The sequence below is a fragment of the Clostridium sp. TF06-15AC genome (genome assembly GCF_003481165.1).
Lineage (GTDB): Bacteria > Bacillota > Clostridia > Lachnospirales > Lachnospiraceae > Otoolea > Otoolea fessa.
Map to the genome: position 1 here is coordinate 1 of NZ_QUKS01000005.1, position 18,243 is coordinate 18,243.

The 18,243-nt window shown below is 50.9% G+C and carries 15 protein-coding genes and 7 tRNA genes; 18 read left to right on the forward strand and 4 right to left on the reverse strand.

What is annotated here, in order from left to right; genetic code table 11:
* Positions 1 to 152: 152 nt before the first annotated feature.
* The 18 genes from DXC57_RS10450 to DXC57_RS10535 all read left to right on the forward strand — a co-directional run bounded on the left by DXC57_RS10450 (position 153) and on the right by DXC57_RS10535 (position 13,578).
* Positions 153 to 226, forward strand: a tRNA-Asp gene (locus DXC57_RS10450).
* 61 nt (positions 227 to 287) lie between these two features.
* A tRNA-Val gene (locus DXC57_RS10455) sits at positions 288 to 360 on the forward strand.
* 18 nt (positions 361 to 378) lie between these two features.
* Positions 379 to 451: transfer RNA gene (locus DXC57_RS10460), tRNA-Thr, on the forward strand.
* 9 nt (positions 452 to 460) lie between these two features.
* Positions 461 to 542: transfer RNA gene (locus tag DXC57_RS10465), tRNA-Tyr, on the forward strand.
* A 66-nt stretch (positions 543 to 608) separates the two neighbouring features.
* A tRNA-Met gene (locus tag DXC57_RS10470) sits at positions 609 to 682 on the forward strand.
* A 196-nt stretch (positions 683 to 878) separates the two neighbouring features.
* Positions 879 to 951 (forward strand) — tRNA-Phe (locus DXC57_RS10475).
* Between the two features lie 3 nt (positions 952 to 954).
* Positions 955 to 1,027 (forward strand) — tRNA-Lys (locus tag DXC57_RS10480).
* A 319-nt stretch (positions 1,028 to 1,346) separates the two neighbouring features.
* Positions 1,347 to 2,468, forward strand: coding sequence for an MBL fold metallo-hydrolase (locus DXC57_RS10485; RefSeq protein ID WP_118652521.1), 1,122 nt, complete (start codon positions 1,347 to 1,349; stop codon positions 2,466 to 2,468).
* Positions 2,469 to 2,560: 92 nt separating this feature from the next.
* On the forward strand, positions 2,561 to 4,153 hold the full coding sequence (locus DXC57_RS10490; protein ID WP_243101457.1) for an aminotransferase class I/II-fold pyridoxal phosphate-dependent enzyme: 1,593 nt from the start codon (positions 2,561 to 2,563) through the stop codon (positions 4,151 to 4,153).
* Positions 4,154 to 4,251: 98 nt separating this feature from the next.
* Positions 4,252 to 4,869 (forward strand): guanylate kinase, encoded by a 618-nt coding sequence (locus DXC57_RS10495; RefSeq protein WP_118652523.1) that lies wholly within the window; start codon positions 4,252 to 4,254, stop codon positions 4,867 to 4,869.
* A gap of 260 nt (positions 4,870 to 5,129) precedes the next feature.
* Complete coding sequence (gene holB / locus DXC57_RS10500) at positions 5,130 to 6,119, forward strand: DNA polymerase III subunit delta' (RefSeq protein ID WP_022360399.1); 990 nt, start codon at positions 5,130 to 5,132, stop codon at positions 6,117 to 6,119.
* Positions 6,120 to 6,123: 4 nt separating this feature from the next.
* Positions 6,124 to 7,035: a stage 0 sporulation family protein gene (locus DXC57_RS10505; protein ID WP_022360400.1), complete on the forward strand. Its 912-nt coding sequence runs from the start codon at positions 6,124 to 6,126 to the stop codon at positions 7,033 to 7,035.
* Positions 7,025 to 7,756: a tRNA1(Val) (adenine(37)-N6)-methyltransferase gene (locus DXC57_RS10510; protein ID WP_107001771.1), complete on the forward strand. Its 732-nt coding sequence runs from the start codon at positions 7,025 to 7,027 to the stop codon at positions 7,754 to 7,756. Before DXC57_RS10505 ends, DXC57_RS10510 begins: the two co-directional genes overlap by 11 nt.
* A 15-nt stretch (positions 7,757 to 7,771) precedes the next feature.
* On the forward strand, positions 7,772 to 8,623 hold the full coding sequence (gene rsmI, locus DXC57_RS10515) for a 16S rRNA (cytidine(1402)-2'-O)-methyltransferase (protein ID WP_107001770.1): 852 nt from the start codon (positions 7,772 to 7,774) through the stop codon (positions 8,621 to 8,623).
* 364 nt (positions 8,624 to 8,987) lie between these two features.
* Positions 8,988 to 9,863 carry a pyridoxal 5'-phosphate synthase lyase subunit PdxS gene (gene pdxS / locus DXC57_RS10520; RefSeq protein ID WP_107001769.1) on the forward strand — a complete coding sequence of 292 codons (876 nt, stop codon included), beginning with the start codon at positions 8,988 to 8,990 and terminating at the stop codon, positions 9,861 to 9,863.
* 1 nt (position 9,864) lies between these two features.
* Positions 9,865 to 10,443 (forward strand): pyridoxal 5'-phosphate synthase glutaminase subunit PdxT, encoded by a 579-nt coding sequence (gene pdxT, locus DXC57_RS10525; protein ID WP_107001768.1) that lies wholly within the window; start codon positions 9,865 to 9,867, stop codon positions 10,441 to 10,443.
* Positions 10,444 to 10,999: 556 nt separating this feature from the next.
* Positions 11,000 to 12,145: a PLP-dependent aspartate aminotransferase family protein gene (locus tag DXC57_RS10530; RefSeq protein WP_207663864.1), complete on the forward strand. Its 1,146-nt coding sequence runs from the start codon at positions 11,000 to 11,002 to the stop codon at positions 12,143 to 12,145.
* A gap of 260 nt (positions 12,146 to 12,405) precedes the next feature.
* On the forward strand, positions 12,406 to 13,578 hold the full coding sequence (locus tag DXC57_RS10535) for a MalY/PatB family protein (protein ID WP_118522887.1): 1,173 nt from the start codon (positions 12,406 to 12,408) through the stop codon (positions 13,576 to 13,578).
* Between the two features lie 116 nt (positions 13,579 to 13,694).
* On the opposite strand, the gene glgB is transcribed toward DXC57_RS10535, so the two are convergent.
* From glgB to DXC57_RS10555, 4 genes are all read right to left on the reverse strand, one after another.
* Complete coding sequence (glgB, locus tag DXC57_RS10540) at positions 13,695 to 15,641, reverse strand: 1,4-alpha-glucan branching protein GlgB (RefSeq protein WP_022360407.1); 1,947 nt, start codon at positions 15,639 to 15,641, stop codon at positions 13,695 to 13,697.
* 4 nt (positions 15,642 to 15,645) lie between these two features.
* Positions 15,646 to 17,190 carry an alpha-amylase family glycosyl hydrolase gene (locus DXC57_RS10545; protein ID WP_243101458.1) on the reverse strand — a complete coding sequence of 515 codons (1,545 nt, stop codon included), beginning with the start codon at positions 17,188 to 17,190 and terminating at the stop codon, positions 15,646 to 15,648.
* A gap of 23 nt (positions 17,191 to 17,213) precedes the next feature.
* Complete coding sequence (locus DXC57_RS10550; RefSeq protein ID WP_107001765.1) at positions 17,214 to 17,456, reverse strand: YaaL family protein; 243 nt, start codon at positions 17,454 to 17,456, stop codon at positions 17,214 to 17,216.
* A gap of 81 nt (positions 17,457 to 17,537) precedes the next feature.
* A complete protein-coding gene (locus DXC57_RS10555) occupies positions 17,538 to 17,951 on the reverse strand; it encodes a metalloregulator ArsR/SmtB family transcription factor (RefSeq protein ID WP_243101459.1) in 414 nt (137 codons plus the stop codon).
* Positions 17,952 to 18,243 lie beyond the last annotated feature (292 nt).

Here is an 18,243-nt window from a genome sequence, read left to right on the forward strand (position 1 = left end):
TAGTAATACGTGAAGCTGACTGTTACTAATCGGTCGAGGGCTTAACCAAAAGGTTATGGTTAAGGATAGGTAAGAGGAAGTTATTTCCTAAAAGGATGAAAGATAGAGAGTAGAAGAAATTCAGTGTGCAGTTTTGAAGGTATATACCTTTTGGCCCGGTGGCTCAGCTGGTTAGAGCGCCGCCCTGTCACGGCGGAGGTCGTGGGTTCGAACCCCATCCGGGTCGTTTAGATACGACTATTTCAATTCTTTGAAAAATGAATATGGACTGGTGCAGTATCGTAGATGGGGTCTTAGCTCAGCTGGGAGAGCATCTGCCTTACAAGCAGAGGGTCACAGGTTCGAGCCCTGTAGGCCCCATTGTTACCAATGTTTTATGCCGATGTGGCTCAATTGGCAGAGCAGCTGATTTGTAATCAGCAGGTTATCGGTTCGAGTCCGATCATCGGCTTTTTAAAATGGATGGGTTCCCGAGTGGCCAAAGGGGGCAGACTGTAAATCTGTTGCGTCTCGCTTCGGTGGTTCGAATCCACCTCCATCCATTATTATTTTTACAATAATGGTTGTATTTTTCCAGAAATTGTATATAATAATAGAGTAAGAATTAGCGCGGGGTGGAGCAGTCTGGAAGCTCGTCGGGCTCATAACCCGAAGGTCGCAGGTTCAAATCCTGCCCCCGCAATTTTTTTATGCAATGAGAAGTGCACAGATAAAAATATAGAAGTTAAAAACATGCTTGCATGTTTTTTAACAGATATATTTTTAGATGTATACGGCGAATGCCGTAAGCGAAAGACCGCAGGTCTTGAGCTGAGCACTTCGGACTAAAAAAAGCGACAAGCAAACTTTTAATCCGCATAAAACCAAATAACCATTACGCCCAGATAGCTCAGTTGGTAGAGCAGAGGACTGAAAATCCTCGTGTCACTGGTTCGATTCCGGTTCTGGGCATATGGGGTATTAGCTCAGTCGGTAGAGCACTTGACTTTTAATCAAGTTGTCCGGGGTTCGAATCCCCGATGCCTCATGAAGATGAGAAGCCGTCACACTGGAGACAGTGTGGCGGTTTTTTGTGTAATAGGGAATTCCAAGGAATTTCCTATTACACAAAAAGGCACTAACGTGCCAATGATGCGCACTCGCGCGAAGCAGAAATAGGAAACTTCGTTTAACATTCATGTAAAGTAAAAAAGCCATTCAGACAGGAGTCTTTCTTGAATATATAATTTCTTGTTTTCGGATATGGCAGCTGTTATAATTGATTGAAAACAGAAGCAAATAGAAAACCAAAATGGAAGTAAGAATAGAAATAGGCAAATGCAGAAATTTTAAAATGGAGAAGAAAAATGGAGCCAAACAAGATGAAACAGAAACGCCGGAAATATTTATATGCAGCGGCGGCGCTTGGCATGACGTTCCTTTTGAACTTGAGCGGATGCAGCCACCGGTTCACGAACTATCCGGAGACAGCCGGAACGGTAGCAATCGTGGACAGTACAGAGCGGGAGGCTGTCCGAGATGAAAATGGAGAAAATCCAGATCAGCCGATTGATTTAGATAACCTGGGGGAACAGCAGTCGGCGGCAGAAATGGAAGCGTTAGCTGCGGCGGAGGCGGCGGAGCCGGGCGTGGAGGAGCCGTATCTGGACGGGGGAGAGCTTCGGCTTTTAGCGTGTGCGGATATCTGGCAGAACCTCTCCTGCGTCATGAAGACGAAGGAAGGCGCGGTGATCGTGGTAGATGGCGGTCGTGATGTCGATGCACCGCATTTGATTGAGGTTATTCAGGAGTTGGGCGGTCATGTGGATGCATGGCTTTTAACCCATCCGCACAGCGATCATGTGGGGGCGATCACGGAGATTTTAAACATGGATCCGATGCCGATCTCGATCGGTAAGGTGTATTATTCATTTCTGGATAAAGAATTTTTAGGTCAGGAGCAGGTTTCAAGACGGGATTCAGATTTGGAGTGTTATGATCGGATCACGGAAGCGATTGCGAAACTGCCGGAAGCAGAAAAATGCGGGACGCTTACGAAAGGGCAGAAGATTTCAGTGGCGGGCGCGGAGATCACAGTGATGAACGAGCCATTTGCCTGCACGGAAAATAGTTTTAATAACAGCTCGGTCGCGTACCGCGTGGAGATGGGCGGAAAACGGATCCTGTTTTTGGGTGATATGGGCTGGCAGGCAGGGAAAGATTTTCTTGCCAATCATACGCAGGAGGAACTGAAATCGGATGTGCTACAGATGGCGCACCATGGGCAGAGAGGTGTGGAAGAGGAGCTCTACCAGGAGATTTCACCGGAGGTCTGCTTATGGCCGACGCCGGACTGGCTCTGGGATAATGTGCAGGATGGCGTCGCGGGCGCTGGTTCGTATAAGACGCCGATTGTCCGTGGATGGATGGTAACATTAGGTGTGAAGAAAAATCTTTGTGTCAAGGATGGCGATCAGATACTGCGGTAGTTTTTTATAAAAGATTAAAATAAAATTTTAAAAAGTTGTTTTCAGGGAAATGAAATGCTTTTGGGATGCGGTGCAGCGGATAGAAATAAGACATGAACGAAAAAAGAGAGAAACAGAAGGAAGAAGAAAAAGTGAATAAAGACAGGAAAATGCGGTCGGAAACAATCATCCTACGTCCGGAAGTGCCGCTTTTAGAACGTTTATCCACCTATGCGGCGTCGGATGCCTACCCGTTCCACATGCCGGGCCACAAACGCCAGGTGAAAATGGGGATAACTTCCGTCCCGAATCCATTTTCGGTGGATATCACGGAGATTGATGGATTTGACAACCTGCATCATGCGGAAGATATTTTGAAAGAGTCGATGAATTCGGCGGCTGCGGTGTACGGAGCAGACCGGAGCTGGTATCTGGTGAATGGCAGTACGTGCGGGATTCTGGCGGCGATCGCGGCGGCGGTGAAGCCGGGGGAAAAAATCCTCATGGCTCGAAATTCCCACAAATCGGCGTATCACGCGGTGGTTTTAAACCAGCTGGAACCGGTATATTTATATCCGGAGGAGGTGCCGGAGTTTCAGATTCCGGGAGGGATCGAGCCAGAGCAGGTGGAACGAGCACTTTTGGAGCATCCGGAGATCCGGGCTGTGTTTGTGACTTCCCCGACCTATGAGGGGATCGTGTCGGATATCCAGGGGATTGCAGCGACGGCGCACCGGCATGGAGCGGCGCTGATTGTGGATGAGGCGCACGGCGCGCATCTGCCGTTTGGGGATGGGAACTATTTCCCGGATGGGGCGTTACAGGAGGGGGCGGACCTGGTGATCCAGAGTCTTCACAAGACGCTTCCATCTTTGACACAGACGGCGATTCTGCATCTGAAAAGCCAGATTCTGGATGCGAAGAAGGTGGAACAGTATTTATCGGTTTACCAGAGTTCCAGCCCGTCGTATATTCTGATTGCGTCGATGGAGAACTGCGTCCGGTATATGGCAGAAAAAGGAGCCGGGGAGATGGCGCGGTATGGCGCGCGATTGCGGGAACTCCGGGAAAAATTGGCGAAGCTAAAACATTTCCGGCTTCTGAAAGAGGAAATCTGTGGTGCGGCAGGTGTGTATGGATATGATCCGTCAAAACTGGTGCTATTTCCAGATTTTATGACGGGAACTAGACTGGCAGAGGTTTTGCGGACAGAGTACCATCTGGAGGCGGAGATGTCGAGCGGGCGGTATGTGCTTCTGATGACTTCGTTTATGGATACGGAGGAAGGATTTTCGCGTCTGGAGCGGGCACTTTTGGAGCTGGATGCGCGGGTGGAAAAGCTGGAGGCGGAAAGTGTTGGGCTGAAAGATGCAAAACAAGGCAGGCAGGAACCGTTTTCGGGAGCACAATTGAATCAGAAACCGAACCAAGAAAATGATTCAGAAAACTATCCACAGCAGATGTGTCTCCCCTGGCAGGCATGGCATGGGGATGGCATGCTGGTGCTGCTTGAGGAGGCGGAAGGAAGGACGGCGCGGACCTGCGTTACCATTTATCCGCCGGGGGTGCCGATGCTGATGCCGGGAGAGCGGATTGGAACAAGGGAGATCGCGCGGATCCGTGAGGATTGGAAGCTGGGACTTACGGTGGAAGGAATTTGTGAAAAATCAGACAAATTGGATTTGTGGATAGAGGTTGTTATTTAGCAGGTTCGCACATTTGCCATAAGAAACAGAGAAAAATCGGATTTATATATACGATGGAATGCGTGTGAAAATACTGGCTGGAAAGGCATAATAGGAAGATGGGACATATATTTTACGTGATGGGAAAGAGCGCGTCCGGGAAGGACACGATCTATAAGATATTGAGAGAGCGGCTGCCGCAGATTCGGACGGTGGTGCCGTATACGACCAGACCGATCCGGGCAGGCGAGCGGGACGGTGTGGAGTATTATTTTGTGACCGGAAAAAGGCTTGCGGATTTGGAGAAACAGGGAAAGATCATTGAAAAGAGAACCTACCAGACTATTTATGGACCGTGGAGTTATGCAACGGTGGACGATGGGCAGATCGATCTGGGATCGCATGATTATTTCATGATCGGGACGCTGGAATCGTATGAGGGGACGCGGAATTATTTCGGTGCGGATGTGCTGGTGCCGCTTTACATTGAGGTGGAGGACGGTGAACGCCTTCAGCGTGCGCTTGACCGGGAACGGCAGCAGACAGAGCCAAAGTATGCGGAGCTGTGCCGTCGTTTCCTGGCGGATGAGGCAGATTTCAGTGCCGAAAATATGGAAAAATGTGGGATCCGGGCGGAAAACCGGTTTGAAAACCGCGAGCTGGAAGCGTGTGTGGATACGTTGGTAAGGGAAATTCGGGCTCAGGGATTGGCACTTTTGGAACCGAAAGTGCCGTAAGAAAACGTGGTGGCAGCAGGAATTTGCCGTATTTAAATGCGAAGCCACGGCAAATTCCGTTACTGGGCACGTATGCGTGAACAGTAACAAATTCGGAATTTCATCGCACTAGGCAGAGGGTAAATCTTGTGTTATACTAAGATGATAGAGATTTACAAATAATAAAAGAAGGGCATGATAGAAGGGATCCCAACCGATCCATACAATTGAAATGATTTTAGAATTAAAATTCAGAGTCCAGCCCTGAAAGGAGCATCAAGATGGCAGGTTTTCACGATATTATTGGACATGAGAAGATAAAAGAGCACCTTCAGAAGGCGATAGGGTATCAGAGAGTTTCACATGCCTACATATTGTCGGGCGAGGAAGGAATGGGACGCAAGACGATCGCGAAGGCATTTGCCATGACGCTTTTGTGCGAGAAACATGGGACGGAGCCGTGCATGGAATGCCATTCCTGTAAGCAGTTTTTGTCGGGCAATCATCCGGATGTGATCTGGGTGACACATGAGAAACCTGCGAGCATTGGTGTCGATGATGTCCGGATTCAGATCAATGATACGGTTTCGATCCGCCCGTACAGCAGTCCATATAAGATATATCTGGTCGATGAGGCGGAGAAAATGACGGTGCAGGCGCAGAACGCTCTTTTAAAGACGATTGAGGAGCCGCCGGCCTATGCGGTGCTGGTGCTTATCACGACGAACCCGGAGGTATTTCTGCCGACGATCCTGTCCCGCTGTATCCAGTTGAAACTTCGTCCGCTCAAGGATTCAGTGGTAAGCGATTACCTGACGGAGAAAATGGGCGTTTCGGATGGACAGGCGGATATTTATGCGGCGTTTGCGAGAGGAAATTTAGGAAAAGCGATTCATCTCGCCTCTTCGGAGGAGTTTGCACTTTTGTACCGAGAGGTGCTGACGCTGCTTAAAAATATCAAGGACATGGATATTCCGATGCTTCTGGATTATATCCGCAAGCTGCAGGAGGACAATCTGGATCTGTATGAGTGCCTGGATTTCATGCAGCTCTGGTACAGGGATATTCTGATGTTTAAGGTCACAAAGGACATGAATTCGCTGATCTTTAAGGATGAGTATTCGGCGGTCAGCAGTTGCTGCCAGAAGAGTTCCTATGAGGGGCTGGAAGAGATATTGAGTGCGATTGAAAAGGCAAAAGTCCGGCTGAATGCTAACGTCAACACCGATTTGGCGCTGGAGCTGATGCTTTTGACGATGAAGGAGAATTAAATTTATGATAAAGGTAATCGGAGTCCGGTTCCGCAAGGCCGGAAAGGTATATTACTTCGATCCGGCGCAGATGGAAATCAAGATGGGCGATCATGTGATCGTGGAGACCGCCCGCGGAATCGAGTTCGGAGAGGTGGTTCTTGGCGTCCGCGAGGTGGATGAGAAGAAGGTGATCCAGCCGCTGAAATCGGTCATTCGTATGGCGACGAAGAATGACGAGGAGCTGGAACGGAAGAATAAAGAAAAAGAGCATGAGGCATTCCAGATCTGTCAGGAAAAGATCCGCAAGCATGAATTGCAGATGAAGCTGATCGATGCAGAATACACCTTTGATAACAATAAGCTGCTGTTTTATTTTACGGCGGATGGAAGAATCGATTTCCGTGAGCTTGTCAAGGATCTGGCGGCGGTCTTTAAGACGCGGATCGAGCTGCGCCAGATTGGCGTCCGGGATGAGACGAAGATTTTGGGTGGCGTCGGTATCTGTGGTCGTCCGCTCTGTTGTCATTCATATTTATCGGAGTTTATTCCGGTTTCAATTAAGATGGCAAAAGAGCAGAACCTGTCCTTAAATCCGACGAAGATTTCGGGTGTGTGCGGTCGTCTGATGTGCTGCCTGAAATACGAGGAAGAGACGTATGAGGATCTGAACAGCCATCTGCCGAGTGTCGGCGATTACGTCACAACGGATGACGGGCTGAAAGGCGAGGTTCACAGCGTCAGCGTCCTGCGCCAGCAGGTAAAGGTGGTTGTGACGGTAGGACGGGATGAGAAGGAGATCCGTGATTACCGTGTGGATCAGCTCAAGTTTAAGCCGAAGCGCCGCCGTGACAGGGGAAATGTCAACGATGCGGAGCTGAAAGCGCTGGAGGCACTGGAGAAAAAGGAAGGAAAGTCGAAGCTGGATGATAATTAAAGAGGGCGAGCGGATCGATGAACTGCAGCGGAACGGATACCGGATCATCCAGAAGACGAACGGGTTCTGTTTTGGCATGGACGCGGTGCTTTTGTCCGGGTTTGCATCGGTGAAGCCGGGCGAGAAAGCGCTTGATCTGGGAACGGGAACTGGTATTATCCCGATTCTTCTGGAGGCAAAGACGGAAGGAAGCCATTTTACAGGTCTGGAGATCCAGGCGGAGATGGCGGAGATGGCATCCCGGAGTGTGGCGCTCAACAGGCTGGAAGAGAAGGTTTCGATCGTGCAGGGCGATATCAAGGAGGTTCCGACGCTGTTTGAGAAGGCATCCTTTGATGTGGTAACGACGAACCCGCCGTACATGAACGACAGCCACGGGCTGAAAAATCCCGATCTTCCCAAGGCGATTGCCCGCCATGAGGTTCTCTGCAATCTGGAGGATGTCGTGCGCGCGGCGGCTTCGGCACTTCGTCCCGGCGGACGACTCTATATGGTGCACCGTCCGAGACGGCTCATTGAGATTCTGATGGCGATGAAAAGTCAGAAATTGGAGCCGAAGCGGATGAAATTTGTCCATCCGTTTGCAGATAAAGAGGCAAATATGGTTCTCATCGAGGCAGTGCGCGGCGGCGGCGCGCTGATGACGGTGGAAAAGCCGATCATTGTGTACAAAGAGCCGGGCGTGTATACGGATGAGATTTATGATATTTACGGGTATTAATGGAATAGGAGAACGATGGAAGGAACATTATATTTGTGTGCCACACCGATCGGCAACCTGGATGACATCACATTCCGGGTGCTGGAGACGTTAAAGCAGGTGGATCTGATCGCGGCGGAGGACACGCGGCACAGTATTAAGCTTCTGAATCATTTTGATATTCATACGCCGATGACGAGCTACCATGAGTACAATAAGGTCGAGAAGGCGCGCGTGCTGGTGGAGAAGCTGAAATCGGGCATGAATATTGCCTGCATCACGGACGCCGGGACGCCGGGGATTTCGGATCCGGGTGAGGAGCTGGTGCGCCAGTGCTGCGAGGCGGGAATTAAAGTGACCGCACTTCCGGGAGCGGTGGCGTGTGTTACGGCGCTGATTATTTCGGGACTTCCGACGAGGCGGTTCTGTTTTGAGGCATTTCTTCCGACGGACAAGAAGGAGCACCAGCGGGTGCTTGCAGAGCTTCAGAATGAAACGCGCACGATTGTGCTTTATGAGGCACCGCACCACCTTCTGCGGACGCTCACGGAGCTTTACGAGGCGCTGGGGGATAGAAAGGCGTCCATCTGCCGGGAGCTGACGAAGAAATATGAGACGGCGTTCCGAACGACGCTTTCGCAGGCGGTGGCGTATTATACGGAAAATGAGCCGAAGGGCGAGTGCGTGATCGTCATCGAGGGCAAATCCGTCCAGGAGATCGAGGCGGAGGATCAGGCACGCTGGCAGCAGATGTCCCTGGAAGAGCATATGGAACATTATGAATCACAGGGAAACAGCCGCAAGGAAGCGATGAAGCTGGTGGCGAAGGACCGCGGGGTTTCGAAGCGGGATGTGTACCAGGCGCTGCTGGAGGCGGAAGAGGCGTAGACACAAACGGAAAGCTGAAAAATGGGTAAGTGGAGTGGCGTTGGTGGAATGCCGGGGCGCTCCGGTTTGTGCAGATAAAAGAAAAATAGAATAAGATTTGAGAAAAGAACAAACTGTACTGATTAAAATATTTAAAAGTGTATATTTTAATCAGTACAGTTTTTGCTATAATTCCTACTAAGTTGATGCGGAAATGAATGTAAAAATACAGAATGTCAGTGAATTGTTTTTCGCAAGGCAGAATAGAAAGGCAGAAGAGGCGCTTGCCTGTGAATGATTCAGTGGATTCGGGTATTGATTGCAAGGATCGTAAGGACGCTTGGCTTACAAAGAAAAATCATATTCAACCACGGGAGGAATAAAAATGGCAGAGAATCGTTATGAACTGAATAAACAGCTGGCACAGATGTTAAAGGGCGGCGTTATCATGGATGTCACAACCCCGGAGCAGGCGAAGATCGCGGAGGCGGCAGGCGCGTGTGCGGTTATGGCGCTGGAGCGGATTCCGGCGGATATCCGGGCAGCGGGCGGTGTGTCCCGTATGAGTGACCCGAAGATGATTCGCGGCATTCAGGAGGCAGTTTCGATTCCGGTTATGGCGAAGTGCCGGATCGGTCATTTTGTGGAGGCGCAGATTCTGGAAGCGATCGAGATTGATTATATCGATGAGAGCGAGGTATTATCTCCGGCGGATGATGTGTACCATATTGACAAGACACAGTTCAAGGTTCCGTTTGTCTGCGGTGCGAGAGACCTGGGAGAGGCGCTGCGCCGGATCGAGGAAGGTGCTTCGATGATCCGTACCAAGGGCGAGCCGGGAACGGGCGATGTCGTACAGGCAGTCCGCCATATGCGTGCGATGAATTCGGAGATCCGCCGGGTTCAGAACCTGCGTGAGGATGAGCTTTATGAGGCAGCAAAACAGTTAAAAGTTCCGGTTCATCTGCTCCGCTATGTACATGACAATGGACGTCTCCCGGTTGTCAATTTCGCGGCAGGCGGCGTGGCTACCCCGGCGGATGCGGCTCTGATGATGCAGCTGGGCGCAGAGGGAGTCTTTGTTGGATCTGGTATCTTCAAGTCAGGTAATCCGGAGAAACGTGCGTCGGCGATCGTGCAGGCAGTAACGAATTACAAGGATGCAAAATTACTTGCTGCGATTTCTGAGGATCTGGGCGAGGCGATGGTTGGTATCAATGAGAATGAGATTGCGATTTTGATGGCAGAGCGGGGACAGTAAGATGGAGAAAAAACAGATAGGCGTGCTGGCGGTGCAGGGCGCGTTTGCCGAACACATTGCCATGGTACGGAGACTGGGCGCAGAGGCGTTTGAGATCCGGCAGCTTCCGGATCTGGAGCGGCCGATGGACGGACTGATTCTGCCGGGCGGCGAGAGTACCGCGATGCGTAAGCTCCTGGATGAGCTGGGGCTTTATGAGCCGCTTCGGGCAAAGATTGCGGCAGGGCTTCCGGTGTATGGAACGTGCGCGGGGCTTTTGCTTCTGGCCAAGGAGATCGAGGGAGGAACGCCGTGCTTTGCGACGATGGATGTGTCGGCGGTGCGGAATGCCTACGGGCGTCAGCTCGGAAGTTTTTACACGGAGGCTGAATTTGCCGGTCTGGGGACGATTCCGATGACTTTTATCCGCGCGCCGTACATCGCTTCGGTTCAGAAAAATGTTAAGGTGCTGGCGACAGTGGACGAAAAGATAGTCGCAGCCAGACAGGGAAACCAGTTTGCGACGGCATTTCATCCGGAATTGAATGAGGATGTGACGGTGCACCGGTATTTTCTAGAAGAAGTCTGCAAAGGAAATTAAGAGTGTAATTTGGTAGAAATTAGCGTGTGGTTGATGAAAAGTGAAACCTATTGGTAAGGGGAGCGAGAACTGCGGCCATTTAAAGCGGTCAGAATGGATGATATATTTCTGAAATGTGGGAAGATGTCATTGATTCTGACTGTTTTTTTATCTCAGTCGAGAAGACTCCCACCTCTTCAGATGGTGAGTAATAGCAAATTTGTCTCAGTGGGAGTCCATTCTCCGATTGAGATAAACGCTCCGCGAGGATGCGCAGTGATTCTGTAAAGAATATGTCAGCTTCGCTGACCAGAATCACGCGCCAAGTCTCACGGACGTTCGACTTGAATTGTTTGGAAGGTGCGTTCTGTGAAAAAACAAAAAATGTACCTTGATAGGTTTTTGCGCTGAGGAAGGAAAACGCCCGGGAAAATGGCGGACTGCATGGAATTCCTATTGACAAAGTAGGAATTTCGCATTACAATCACTGATAAACCAATTAAAACAATATGAAATAAGAAAATTATATAAAAAACGAATTTGCTGATATAGCAAATAGACACAGGAGGATGACATCGTGGCTTATCAGATAGAGACAACTTGTATTTGCGGAGATCCGGAAACTTCTAAAAACCATTCTTTTGGCGCTGTTTCAGTGCCGATTTACCAGACGGCGACTTTTGCCCACCCGGGTATTGGGGAATCAACCGGTCATAATTATACGCGTGAGAGCAACCCGACCAGAGACGAGCTGGAAAAGACTGTTTCGGCGCTGGAAGGAGCGGTTGATACCGTTGCCTGCACATCCGGTATGGCGGCGATCTCGCTGATGATGGAGCTGTTTGACAGTGGCAGCCATTTTGTATGTACCGAGGATCTGTATGGCGGTTCCGTCCGTATTTTTGAGGCACTGGAAAAGAAGCGCGGTTTTTCATTTTCCTATATAAATACAGCCGATGTGGAGGCGGTTGAGAAGGCGATCACGGATCAGACGAAGGCACTCTACATCGAGACACCGAGCAACCCGACGATGCAGGTGACCGATCTGGCGGAAATGAGCCGTTTGGCGACGAAGCACGGACTGCTTCTGATCGTGGACAATACCTTCCTGTCCCCGTATCTGCAGAATCCGATCGCCCAGGGCGCGGATCTGGTTGTCCACAGCGGCACGAAGTTTTTAGGCGGTCACAATGATACGCTGGCTGGATTTTTATGTACGCCGATCAAGGCGCTGGCAGAGCAGATCCGGTATCTGTTCAAGACGATCGGAAGCGGACTTTCTCCGTTTGATTCCTTCTTAGTTCTGCGCGGCATCAAGACTCTGTCGGTGCGCGTGGAGCGGCAGCAGGAAAATGCGATGAAGATCGCAGACTGGCTGAAAGAGCAGAAAAAGGTAACGGATGTCTACTATGTAGGACTTCCGGAACATCCGGGTTATGAGATCAACCAAAAACAGAGCCGTGGCGCTGGCAGCATGATTTCGTTCCGTACAGATACGGAGGAGACGGCGAGAAAGGTGCTGGAGCGTGTGAAGCTCATCTCTTATGCGGAGAGTCTGGGCGGCGTGGAGTCTCTGATTACCTATCCGATGCTGCAGACACACGGTGATGTGCCGGTTGAGATCCGGGAGCGCCTTGGAATTACGGAGACATTTTTACGTCTGTCTGTCGGTATTGAAAATGTGGATGATCTGATTGCGGATCTGGAGCAGGCGTTAGCGTAAAAAGAGGGTAACTGTTCAGTAGGTCTGCGCATTTACTGCGCTGACCGTACGAAAACATGGGCCAGCAGGCAAAAATCCCATTGCCGTAGGCAATTTTTAATGGATTTTTGCGCGTGACTGTGAAGGGACTGAACAGTTACAAAAGAGGATAGATATGTCTGGTATCGGTTTTGCATGGGCAGTGGGATATGGGCATGGATGACAGGATGCCAGAGTGAAAACCGTTCATTGACAGGAACGATGGATTGGGAGGAAAATGCATGAAATACGATTTTGACAAAGTGGTGGACCGGCATGGTACCAACTGTTTAAAATATGATTTTGCCATCGAGCGAGGAAAACCAGCGGATATTTTACCGCTTTGGGTGGCTGATATGGATTTTCAGACGGCTCCGGCGATTTTAGAGCGGCTGGAAGAGACAGTAAAACATGGTATTTTCGGCTACAGTGATGGAAAAGAGGGCTATTTTGCGGCAGTCCAGAACTGGTACCGGGAGCGCTTTGGCTGGGAGACGAAACCGGAGTGGCTGGTGAAGACACCGGGCGTTGTATTCGCGCTGGCGGCGGCTGTCCGGGCGTATACAAAGGAAGGTGACGGCGTACTGCTTCAGCAGCCGGTGTACTATCCGTTTTCGGAAGTAATTACGGACAATGGGCGTAAGATTGTCAACAGCCCGCTGAAAATCACGGATGGCTATTACACGATGGATTTTGACGACCTGGAAACGAAGATCGTCGAAAATAAGGTAAAATTGTTCCTGCTTTGCAGTCCGCACAACCCGGTCGGACGTGTCTGGAGCGAGGAAGAACTGCGCCGGGTTGGCGAGATTTGCCTGCGTCACGGTGTGCTCGTGGTCAGCGATGAGATCCACAGTGATTTTACCCGCGAGGGACATCCGCACACAGTATTTGCGAAGCTGGGTGCAGAGTTTGAGCAGAACTGCCTGATCTGCACGGCACCATCCAAGACGTTCAATCTGGCGGGACTGCAGATTTCCAATATCTTTGTGCCGAACCCAGAGCTTCGGAAGAAACTCTTAAAGGAGATCGCGGCGGCAGGCTACAGCCAGGTCGGTCTGATGGGACTGGTAGCATGCCAGGCGGCGTATGAAGAGGGAGCGGAGTGGCTTGCACAGCTAAAAGCGTATCTGGAGGAGAACCGGAAGTTTGTGAAGGCGTATCTGGAAGAGCATCTGCCGGAAATCCGTCTGATCGAGCCGGAGGGAACCTACCTTCTGTGGCTGGATTTTAAGGCGCTTCATTTGAATGAAAAAGAGCTGGAACATCTGATCGTGGACAAGGCACATCTGTGGCTGGACAGCGGCGCGATGTTCGGACCGGACGGCGAGGGCTTCGAGCGGATCAATATCGCATGCCCGCGGGCGACGGTGGAGAAAGCGCTGAAGCAGCTGGAAGCGGCGATCCGCGGATAAAATTGATTGGGTCACGAATCAGAACCCGTATAAATAAAACCTGCCGCAGGCAGACTGTATCCCCCATATAAACAGTCTGTCTGCGGCAGGTTTTTTGACTTCATAGGAACATTATTTTATGAGAACCGGAACACCGCAGTTCCATACGCCGGAAGCGGGTACGCGAAGGAGTATGGCTGTCCGTCACATTCGCTCTTGATGGAGCGGTAATGGCTGATCTTATCGCCGCGCTTGTAGTAGCCGTGTTCCTGGTCAAGCAGCAGCGTGTAGGTGCCGCGTTTCGGAACACCGACGCGGTAATCGTCGCGGTCTACCGGGGTGAAGTTGCAGATGAAGAGAAGATTCTTTTTCTGTGTTTCATCGCGGCGGATAAAGCTGAAAATACTGCGGTCTCCGTCGTTGGCGTTGATCCACTGGAAGCCGTCATACTCCTCGTCCAGGCGGTAGAGCGCCGGATATTTGTGGTAGAGCGTCAAAAGCCCTTTCACATAATTCTGGAGGTCGGCATGGAACGGCTCTTTCGTAAGGTACCAGTCGAGGGAGACTTTTTCATCCCATTCATGGAACTGACCGAAATCCTGTCCCATGAAGAGAAGTTTCTTGCCCGGATGTCCGAGCATGAAAGTGTAGCCGACTTTCAGGTTGGCAAATTTATCCTCGTATTCGCCCGGCATTTTGTTGATCATCGAGCATTTGAGGTGGACGACCTCGTCGTGCGAGAGCACCAGAATGAAGTTTTCGCTGGTGCAGTAGGTGATGCCGAAGGTCATTTTGTTGTGGTTAAATTTACGGAAATACGGGTCGAGCTTCATGTATTCGAGGAAGTCATGCATCCAGCCCATATTCCATTTGAAGGTAAATCCAAGACCGTCCTCCTCCGGGCTCTTGGTAACGTTCGGCCAGGCGGTGGATTCCTCGGCAATGATGATGGCGCCGTCCTTCCGGCCGCGGATCACGCTGTTTAAATGTTTGAAAAACTCGATGGCTTCGAGGTTTTTGTTGTCGCCATATTTATTTGGTACCCACTGTCCGTCCTGGCGCCCATAGTCTAAGTAAAGCATGGAAGCGACGGCGTCCACGCGCAGACCATCGATGTGGTATTCATCGAGCCAGTAGAGCGCGTTGGCGATCAGAAAATTGGATACCTCGTTTTTGGCATAATCGAAGACCTTGGTACCCCAGTCCGGGTGCTCGCCTTTGCGCGGGTCGGCGTACTCATAGAGCGCCTGTCCGTCGAAATCGGCAAGTCCGTGTGCATCCTTCGGAAAATGCGCCGGAACCCAGTCTAGGATGACACCGATGCCTTTTTTATGTAAGTAATTGACGAAATACATAAATTCCGCCGGGGTTCCGTAGCGGGAGGTCGGGGCAAAATAGCCGGTTACCTGATAGCCCCAGGAGCCGTCATACGGATGTTCGGCGATTCCCATGAGCTCTACATGGGTGTAGCCCATTTCCAGGACATAGTCAGCCAGCTCATGCGCGGCTTCCATGTAAGTGTAGTAACCGTCCTTTTCCGGGCGATTTTTCTTTTTCCAGGATCCTAAGTGAACTTCGTAGATAGAGATTGGCGCCTTGACCGGATCGGTGCCCGCGCGCGATTCCATCCATTTGGAATCGTTCCATTTGAAGCCGCGGATATCGGCGGTCACGGAAGCGGTTCCCGGACGGTATTCTGCCGAAAATGCATATGGATCTGCCTTAAATAAAATCGTTCCCGTGTGCGTGGTGATGGCGAATTTGTAGAGCTGTCCCACGCCAAGTCCCGGTACGAAGAGCTCGTAAATGCCGCTGTCTGCGACCGGCTTCATCGGGGTTGCATCCGGATTCCAGGCGTTGAAGTCGCCGACCAGGCTGACGGCGGCTGCGTGCGGCGCCCAGACCGCGAAATAGTAGCCGTCCTGTCCGCGATATGTATAAGGGTGTGCGCCCAGCTTGTGGTAGAGCTGGTAGTGGCGGCCTTCTCCGAAGAGATACCGGTCAAGCTCGCCGATCACGCCGAGTCCCTCTGTCTTTGGTTTTTTCGATGTGGTTCGTTTAGTAGTGGAAGCTGCTTTTTTCATAAGGTTACCCCTCCGTGATTCCGAGAATAACAGCGCTGTTACCCTCTAATTCTATCTGAATTTTGTTTGTATTCTTATCGATCAAAAATGATTTTCCGGTAATCAGATCCGTAGCTTGTTCCGCTGTCGTGTGGAATGGAAGCGGAACTTGTAAATAAGCGGCGTTGTCATCGTTGTTGGCAGCGGTAAGGATCGCCTGGTGGTCACCGTGTCTGGCAAATGCGTACTGCCGGTTTGTCAGCAGAAGTTCCTGATAACGCCCACCGTGAAGCGCCGGTTCGGCGGCGTGGATGGCGGCGAGTTTCTGGATCAGAAGTGTAAGCGGTGTCACGGTGCCTGCGCTGGTATCTGTGTTTGAGCCTGTGGTGCTTGAAGTGGTCTGGCAGCAGGTGTTTGCGCCTGCGTGTATGTTTGGGCCTGTGGCGCTCGAAAAGCTCTGGCAGTTGCCATCTGTGCGGATGCCGGTGTTTTGTCCGTCGCTGGTCTGCATTTCTTCTGCAAGCGGTCTCGGCGGCAGGATTCTCGGACGGAGTTCCGTATCAGAGTTGTGTCCGCGGCGTCCCTGAATGCCCCATTCACTTCCATAATAGATGGACGGAATGCCCGGAAGAGTGAACAGCAGCGTGTAAAGCGGCGCAAGATGTGCCGGATTTAACAGTTTGCTTGCGATCCGGTCTTCGTCGTGGTTGTCCACAAAGGTGTAGAGCTCCCGCCCCACCACTTCGAGGCGGCGGACATTGTGTGCCAGTTCGAAATAATTGTGGTCGTTGTGCGCGGAATAGATGCTTTTGTGCATCTCGTAGTTGGTGACGGAATGAAGCATCTGCGGATTGACCCAGCGGGCGTATTCGCCGTGGATGACTTCGCCCATCAGCCAGAATTCCGGCTTGATTTCATTTGCCAGTCGGCGCAGTTCCTGTATAAATTCAAAGGAAAGATCGCCCGCGCAGTCGAGGCGGATACCGTCGATGTCAAATTCCTGCACCCAGAAACGGACAGTGTCAAGCAGATAGTCCCGCACTTCCGGGTTTCGGTGGTTTAAGCAGGGAAGCTCCCAGATGCCGTGCCAGGATTCATAGCCGAAGGAATCGCCCAGCGGGCTGCCCCAGTCGAAATTGACGTTCCTGTACCATCTGGTGTAAGGGGACTGGTCACGGTGCGCCTGCAGGTCGCGGAAGGCGAAAAATTCGCGACCGGTGTGGTTGAACACGCCGTCCACGACGACGCGGATGCCATGCTCATGGCAGCAGTCCACGAAAGATCGGAACGAGACGTTGGTTCCCAGCCGCCGGTCGATGAGCCGGAAATCGCGGGTATCATAGCCGTGCGTGGATGATTCAAACAGCGGTCCGATGTAAAGCGCGGAAATATGCAGGCTCTCTAAATAGGGAATCCACTGCATCAGTTCGTCCATGCGGGAATCGGCGGAAACGTCCCAGGTGCCATCCGCTGTCTCATCGGAGGCGGGATAGGGATTGGCAAACGGTGCTCCGGTCATGCCCAGAGGATACATATGGTAAAAGATAGCTTTGTCGTACCAGGCTGTCATGAGAAAGGTCCTCCTTGTGTCGGTTAAATGGTATTTTCCTGTTGTTTAATATGTCGTAAAAGGAACTGATACCGGAGGTGTGCGGCTTTCAGTTCGTAGATATAGCAGTCAATCAGAGTCGGATCGACGACCTCTTCAAAATGGTTGAAAACGGTGTTGATCGTGCTCATGGTCTGTCGCAGTTCTGTCAGCAGCTCCGGGTCAGGGTGGGCGGAAAAAATGTCCGTGCTGGTGCTCCCGGAGCAGTGGGTGCGGTTGTGCTTCATGGTTTGATGCTCTCTTTCTGAATCCTATAAATTGGTACAACGATCAGTATATTCAGAAAATGGAAAGATATGCATCCTGGTTCAGGCGTTCATGGAAAGCACGGATTCCAGCAGATGTCCGAGCTGCATCAATTTCCGGGTGCTGTCTTCGATTGAGAGATAATAATAATTGCAGGTTCCCTCCCGGTGGACATCGATCAGCCCGGCTGTCTTTAAGATCTTCAAATGGTGGGAAACTGCCGGGCGCGACAGGCTGGTTCGTTCGGTGATCTCCCGGACGTTTAAGCCATGCGGACGGGACTGGGCGGGCAGGCTGATTGGACGGTCATTGTTCTTATCAGGCTGATTTTTGTTCACATCGTTGTTTTTTGTGCGCCCCGTGAGGGCTTCGTCCGTCAGCGCTTCGATGATCGTCAGCCGTATTTCATCGCCCAGCGCGATAAAAAGAGGCATACAGGTATGAAAATGCTGTTTGAGTTCTATTCCTTTTTTCATCGCGGCTCCTCCTTCTATAATGGTTTAAAAATTTAAACTAATAGTATTTTACCATTTTTTGTTTCGTCAGTCAATGGAAAGGAAAATGCTGGAATGGGTATTTATAGATAAAAAATAAAGAGATATTTTGGCAATTATTTTCAAATAACGAAATTGTCTAGCTAAAACAATGGGTTCAGATGCACAAAGTTTTTGAGATGATTTTGGCGCATATTTCGGGTGTTTTGGGATTGACTTTTGACCAAAAACTGTTCATAATGGAGGAACATTCATGGATGGGTTCTTCCATCTG

Coding starts and splice junctions, on each gene's coding strand:
- DXC57_RS10545 (WP_243101458.1), bottom strand. CDS start 17,190: ATGACAGCCTGGTACGACAAAGCTATCTTTTACCATATGTATCCTCTG.
- DXC57_RS10550 (WP_107001765.1), bottom strand. CDS start 17,456: ATGAAGCACAACCGCACCCACTGCTCCGGGAGCACCAGCACGGACATT.
- DXC57_RS10535 (WP_118522887.1), top strand. CDS start 12,406: ATGAAATACGATTTTGACAAAGTGGTGGACCGGCATGGTACCAACTGT.
- DXC57_RS10485 (WP_118652521.1), top strand. CDS start 1,347: ATGGAGCCAAACAAGATGAAACAGAAACGCCGGAAATATTTATATGCA.
- holB (WP_022360399.1), top strand. CDS start 5,130: ATGGCAGGTTTTCACGATATTATTGGACATGAGAAGATAAAAGAGCAC.
- rsmI (WP_107001770.1), top strand. CDS start 7,772: ATGGAAGGAACATTATATTTGTGTGCCACACCGATCGGCAACCTGGAT.
- glgB (WP_022360407.1), bottom strand. CDS start 15,641: ATGAAAAAAGCAGCTTCCACTACTAAACGAACCACATCGAAAAAACCA.
- DXC57_RS10490 (WP_243101457.1), top strand. CDS start 2,561: ATGAACGAAAAAAGAGAGAAACAGAAGGAAGAAGAAAAAGTGAATAAA.
- pdxS (WP_107001769.1), top strand. CDS start 8,988: ATGGCAGAGAATCGTTATGAACTGAATAAACAGCTGGCACAGATGTTA.
- DXC57_RS10555 (WP_243101459.1), bottom strand. CDS start 17,951: ATGAAAAAAGGAATAGAACTCAAACAGCATTTTCATACCTGTATGCCT.
- pdxT (WP_107001768.1), top strand. CDS start 9,865: ATGGAGAAAAAACAGATAGGCGTGCTGGCGGTGCAGGGCGCGTTTGCC.
- DXC57_RS10495 (WP_118652523.1), top strand. CDS start 4,252: ATGGGACATATATTTTACGTGATGGGAAAGAGCGCGTCCGGGAAGGAC.
- DXC57_RS10505 (WP_022360400.1), top strand. CDS start 6,124: ATGATAAAGGTAATCGGAGTCCGGTTCCGCAAGGCCGGAAAGGTATAT.
- DXC57_RS10510 (WP_107001771.1), top strand. CDS start 7,025: ATGATAATTAAAGAGGGCGAGCGGATCGATGAACTGCAGCGGAACGGA.